This is a genomic window from uncultured Oscillibacter sp. (assembly GCF_910579365.1).
Lineage (GTDB): Bacteria > Bacillota > Clostridia > Oscillospirales > Oscillospiraceae > Oscillibacter.
In genome coordinates this window covers 1-4,949 of sequence record NZ_CAJTUX010000118.1, presented here as the reverse complement: position 1 = coordinate 4,949, position 4,949 = coordinate 1, and the positions used below count along the sequence as shown (strand labels likewise).

Below are 4,949 nucleotides of genomic sequence, written 5' to 3'. Positions count from 1 at the left end.
TCGACCTCGACCTGTACGCCGTCTACACCGCCGCCTTCCTGGGGGCGGCGGGGGCCTGGGCCCTGGCGGAGGGACGGCCCCTGCCCGCGCTTGCCGAGGCGGCGGCGGGGGCGGCGCTGTTCCTGGCCCTGCCGGGGCGTCTGGTAACGGGAAAGCGGGTGAAGCCCGCCGTACCACCGCCTCCGGAGGAGCGTCCGTCCTCCGCCCCCTGGCGGGAGCGGCTGAACCGGGCCGCCGCCGCTCTGCGGGACCTCTATGACAGCATGGGGCGGAGCATCCCCCCCCAGACCGACGAGAACCCGGCCATCGTCTTCGACCGGGCGGCGGAGAAGGTCTGCCGGGGCTGCGCTCTCTGCGACATCTGCTGGCAGCGGGACTACACAGGCACCTTCAACGCCATGAACGACGCCACGCCCTATCTCCTGGAGCGGGGCCGGGCCCTGGCCAAGGATTTCCCGGACTACTTCGCCAGCCGCTGCGTCCACCTGCCGGACCTTCTGAACGCCATCAACGGCGAGCTTTCCGCCTTCCTGCTGCGGCGGCAGTACCGGCGGCAGCTGGAGGAGACCCGCCGCAGCGCCCGGGGGCAGTACGCCCAGCTCTCTGAGCTGTTGACCGCCACCGCCGCCGGACTGGAGGCCGCCGCCCCCGCCATGGGAGCGGACCGGCCATGCCGGGTGGGGGCGGCCCTCCGGCCCAAGGAGGGGGAGACGGTCTGCGGGGACACGGTGACCTCCTTCCGGACGGACGGGGGCCTCTGGTGCCTGATTCTGGCGGACGGCATGGGCAGCGGCGAGCCCGCCCGGAAGGAGTCCGCCCTGATCTGCCGCCTGCTCCAGGAGTTTCTGGAGGCCGGGGTAGCCCCGGAGGCGGCGCTGAAGACCCTGAATTCCGCCATGGGCCTCCGAGGGGCGGACACGGGGAGCTTTACCACCGTGGACCTCTGCGTCTACGACCCCGGAAGCCGGGAGGCGGCCTTCTACAAATTCGGCGCGGCCCCCAGCTACTTGAAAAAGGGCGGCGTGGTCCGGCGGATCACCGGCGCGAGTCTGCCGGTGGGCCTTCGGGGGACGCCGCCGGATGTGACCAGGGCGCCTCTGGACCCCGGGGGCTTCGCCGTCATGGTCAGCGACGGCGTGGCGGACCCCATGGAGGACGAGTGGCTTATGAACCTGCTGGCGGGCTGGACGGGGGACGACCCCCAGGATTTGGCGGGGCTGATTCTGGCGGAGAGCGTCCGCCGGGAACGGCTTCGGGACGACTGCGGCATCCAGGTGCTGTACTGCCCGGAAAATAATGTACGGGAGGTATAACCTCCCGTACTTTTTTGCTCTTATTCTACGGTTTGGAATGTGACGGCCACCGTAAACAGGTCCGCCACCGTCTCCACCCGGAAGGTTCCGCCGCAGGCCTCGGTGAAGGAGCTGGCGATGCTCAGGCCCAGGCCGCTGCCGCCGTCGGTGCGGCTGGCGTCTCCCCGGACGAAGCGGGCGGTGAAGTCCACTCCCTCGGGCAGCTCGCTGCGGCTGGTGTTGCGGACGCTGGCCTCCGCCGTTTTCCCGGCGGTTTTCAGGGTGAGGTACACCCGGCTGCCCTCCAGGGCATAGCGCAGGGCGTTGTCCAGAAGATTCTGAAAGACCCGGTAGAGCCGCTTGCCGTCGGCGACGATCATCACCGGCTCCTGGGGGAGCTCCGCCTTGAAGGTCAGGGCGCTCTCTTGAATGGCCCCGTCCATGTCCGCCAGGGTCTGGCGGAGGAGCTTCGCCAAATCCAGCCGCTCCAGGTGGACGGGGAGCTGGTCCGCCGCCGCCTTGCTGATCTCGAAGACGTCCTCCACCATGGTTTTCAGCCGCTGGGCCTTCTGGTCGATGATCTGGGCGTAGTCCGCCGCCGCCGGGGGCAGTTCCTCCTGCCGCAGAAGCTCCGCGTAGGAGAGGATGGAGGTCAGGGGGGTTTTCAGATCGTGGGAGACGTTGCTCACCAGCTCCACCTTCATCCGCTCGCTGCGGGTCTGCTCCTCCAGCGCCGCCTTCATGCCCGCCTGAATGTCGTTCAGGGACTCGGCGGTCTGCCGCAGGTCCGCGTCCTCCGGCAGGACCAAAGGACGGCTCAGGTCCCCGGCCCGGACGGCTTCCACCTGGTCGGCAAGACGCCCCAGGTCCCGGGCGAGGCCCCGCTGGCAGCGCTGGAACAAAAAGAGGGTCCCCGACGCCAGCAGCACCGGCAGCAGGTAGACGGTCCAGATCAGCCAGGCTGGGAAGACCCCGGCCACCGTCAGGTTGATGAGGATGCTCAGGACCTCCGCGCACAGAAGAAAGACGGTCAGGATCAGCAGCGCTGTCCGGCGGCTGAGACGCTTTTCAACCGGCCGCTTCAGGTCCCGGGCCCGCAGTCCCCGAAAAAAGGGGCGGAGGAGGGACCTCCTGGCCTCCTTGGGGTTGTGCTTATGGTCGTTGCAAAGCAGCCGCCACAGCCAAAAGAGGGCGATGAGAGCCGGGATATTCATGGTAACCAGCCGGAGGACCGCCATGCCCCAGGCGGCGAAGGAATACCCGCCGTCCCAGCCGTAGCCATAGCTGTAGCTGTAAAGAAGCTCATAAACCACGTCCAGATTGCAAAGTCCCGGCAGAAAGGCCCACAGTACGCACGCCGTTACCAACAGGAAGCGGACCTCCGTCCAGACATGCCGGGTCCAGGAGGCGATTTTCCGGTTCACCGGCTCCACGGATTTGCGCAGCAGAGCCCAGAGAACCAGGCACCACATGGCGATGAACAGCAGCAGGCCCTGGGTCTGGTAGAAGGACTCGCTTTCCTCCACATACTGGGCGAGACCGTAAAAGGCGTTGTTGGAATAGATCCCACCGTTTTTGTAGTCCACGCCGTAGTACCGCTCCGGCGTCCGCCGGACGGCCATATAGACCGTCACGTGCTCCAGATCTTTGCTGACGGGGAAGTTGTCGTAGCCCGGGACAAACCACCGGGACTCGTTGTTGTACAGGCCGTTCCCATAGACGTCCAGGTCCGCCCCGTCCTTGACAATGGAGACCTTGCCGTTTTGGAAGGTCAGGAAAACGTTATAGTCTTTTTGCTCCTGAGGCACCGTGGAGAAATCGACAGAGGAGGCATGGCGCAGCCGCTTCGCCTCCAGAAAGAAGGCCAGACGCCCCTCCGCATTGGTGTAAACCTTTCCCTCCGCTGTCTCAATGTAGTAAAGGACGTTCTTGTCGTTCCGGTAGGCCTCATCCGGCTCCCGGTCTTTTTCAGACTCCGCCGGGATGGAATGGAAGGAATTGAGCTGCGTCTCACACTCCGCCAGCCCCCGGCCCACCACCACGGCCTCGGTAAGGGGATAGGAGCCCCACCAGGACCGATAGGCCTCCGCCTCCTGAACCACAGCCACGTCTCCACCGTACTCCGTCCAGTAGGCCTGGTCGTAGAAGTCCACCGTTCCCCCGGCTCCGATGGTCAAAAACTCCCGGAGATACTGGGAAACCTCGTCCCGGAAGGCGTCCGTTTCCTGCCAGTCCCACTCCCACCGGGGAGAGGGGTCCCGCTCCCAGGCGATCCGGTTTCCCAGAGCCCCCAGGGCGGAGAGGAATAGCGTCATCCCCAGAAAGAAGGCCAGAAAACCGGCCAGCGCCTTGACCCGCCCGCCGGGACGGAGGACCTTCACGCCCTTCCCCGCCTCCGCGGCTTCCCGGACCTCCTCCGCCACAAACCGCTCCAGGGCTTCGCCGGGGTCCTTATCCGTGCGGTTCCAATTTGTATCCAATGCCCCACACCACCTTAATATAATCTGGCTCCTTGGGATTCAGCTCGACTTTTTCCCGAATGCGGCGGATGTGAACCATCACCGTGTTCTCACAGGAAAACGCGTCCTCGTTCCACACCCGGCGGTAGATCTCCTCGGCGGGAAAAATCTGCCCGGGGTGGCGGAAGAGCAGGTCCACGATTTTGGTCTCCGTGGGGGTGAGCTTCACCTCGTCCCCGTCGGCCCGGAGAACCCGTCCGGCGGGGTCGTAGCAGAGCCGCCCGTTGACGATAAGCCCCTGCCGCCCCTCGGCGTTCACGTCGCCCAGGGACGTGTACCGCCGGAGCTGGCTCCGCACCCGGGCGATGAGCTCCTGGGGGTTGTAGGGCTTGGTGACGTAATCGTCCGCCCCCATGGAAAGTCCCAGGATTTTGTCCGTGTCCTCGCTTTTGGCGGAGAGGACGATCACCGGCAGGTTTCGCTTCTCCCGGATGCGCAGCAGGGCGGAAAGACCGTCCAGCCGGGGCATCATCACGTCGATGAGGAGGAGCTTTACGGCGGGGTCCAGGCATTGGTCCACGGCCTGGAGGCCGTCGTAGGCTCTGCGGACCGGGTAGCCCTCCCGCTCCAGGGTGATGGCGATGGCGTTCACGATTTCCGGATCGTCGTCCACAACTAAGATACATTCGTTCATATGGGCTTCCTCCCTTGAGCTGAGACTAGGATAGCAGGCAATTCTTACGAATGGCTCGACAAAAATCTTACAATTTTCTTACGATTGCAAAGAAAAAGGCGGGGAAGTTCCCCCGCCTTTTCGTTATGTCAGTCCTCCAGGGCCTTTTGAAGGGTGTCAATGACTTGATCCAGTTTCGCGTTCCGCGGTTCCTCGTCTTTTTCGGACCGTATTTCTTGCAGATCACTCAGCACAAACCGGATAAAGGCTTTGAATTGGCTGTCCGTCATGCCCATGCTAAAACGCTCCTTTCCTGGCTGGGATATCTTCATTTTACACAAAAGCCGGACCGAGGTCAAGTCCATCCCCGCCCCTATTTTTTCAGCGGCACGGCAAAGATGAACCGCGTGCCCTCCCGGCCGCTCTCCGCCTTCAGCGTCCCCTTGTGCTCCCTGGCGATGACGGCGGCGATGCTCAGCCCCAGGCCGAAGCCGCTCTTCTCCCCCCGGGAGGCGTCCGCCCGGT

The 4,949-nt window shown here is 64.7% G+C and carries 5 protein-coding genes; 1 reads left to right on the top strand and 4 read right to left on the bottom strand.

The genetic code is table 11. From position 1 onward, the window contains the following. On the top strand, positions 1-1,313 hold a 1,313-nt coding region (locus QZ329_RS14930; protein WP_295753797.1), incomplete at its 5' end, for a SpoIIE family protein phosphatase. A gap of 20 nt (positions 1,314-1,333) precedes the next feature. On the opposite strand, the gene QZ329_RS14925 is transcribed toward QZ329_RS14930, so the two are convergent. The 4 genes from QZ329_RS14925 to QZ329_RS14910 all read right to left on the bottom strand — a co-directional run. Further along, a complete protein-coding gene (locus tag QZ329_RS14925) occupies positions 1,334-3,772 on the bottom strand; it encodes a HAMP domain-containing sensor histidine kinase (RefSeq protein ID WP_295753796.1) in 2,439 nt (812 codons plus the stop codon). Further along, on the bottom strand, positions 3,744-4,445 hold the full coding sequence (locus QZ329_RS14920) for a response regulator transcription factor (protein WP_295753795.1): 702 nt from the start codon (positions 4,443-4,445) through the stop codon (positions 3,744-3,746). Before QZ329_RS14920 ends, QZ329_RS14925 begins: the two co-directional genes overlap by 29 nt. Positions 4,446-4,573: 128 nt before the next feature. Further along, positions 4,574-4,720 (bottom strand): hypothetical protein, encoded by a 147-nt coding sequence (locus QZ329_RS14915; protein WP_295753794.1) that lies wholly within the window; start codon positions 4,718-4,720, stop codon positions 4,574-4,576. 77 nt (positions 4,721-4,797) lie between these two features. Beyond that, positions 4,798-4,949 (bottom strand): ATP-binding protein (locus QZ329_RS14910; RefSeq protein ID WP_295753798.1); only part of this gene is annotated, 152 nt, incomplete at its 5' end.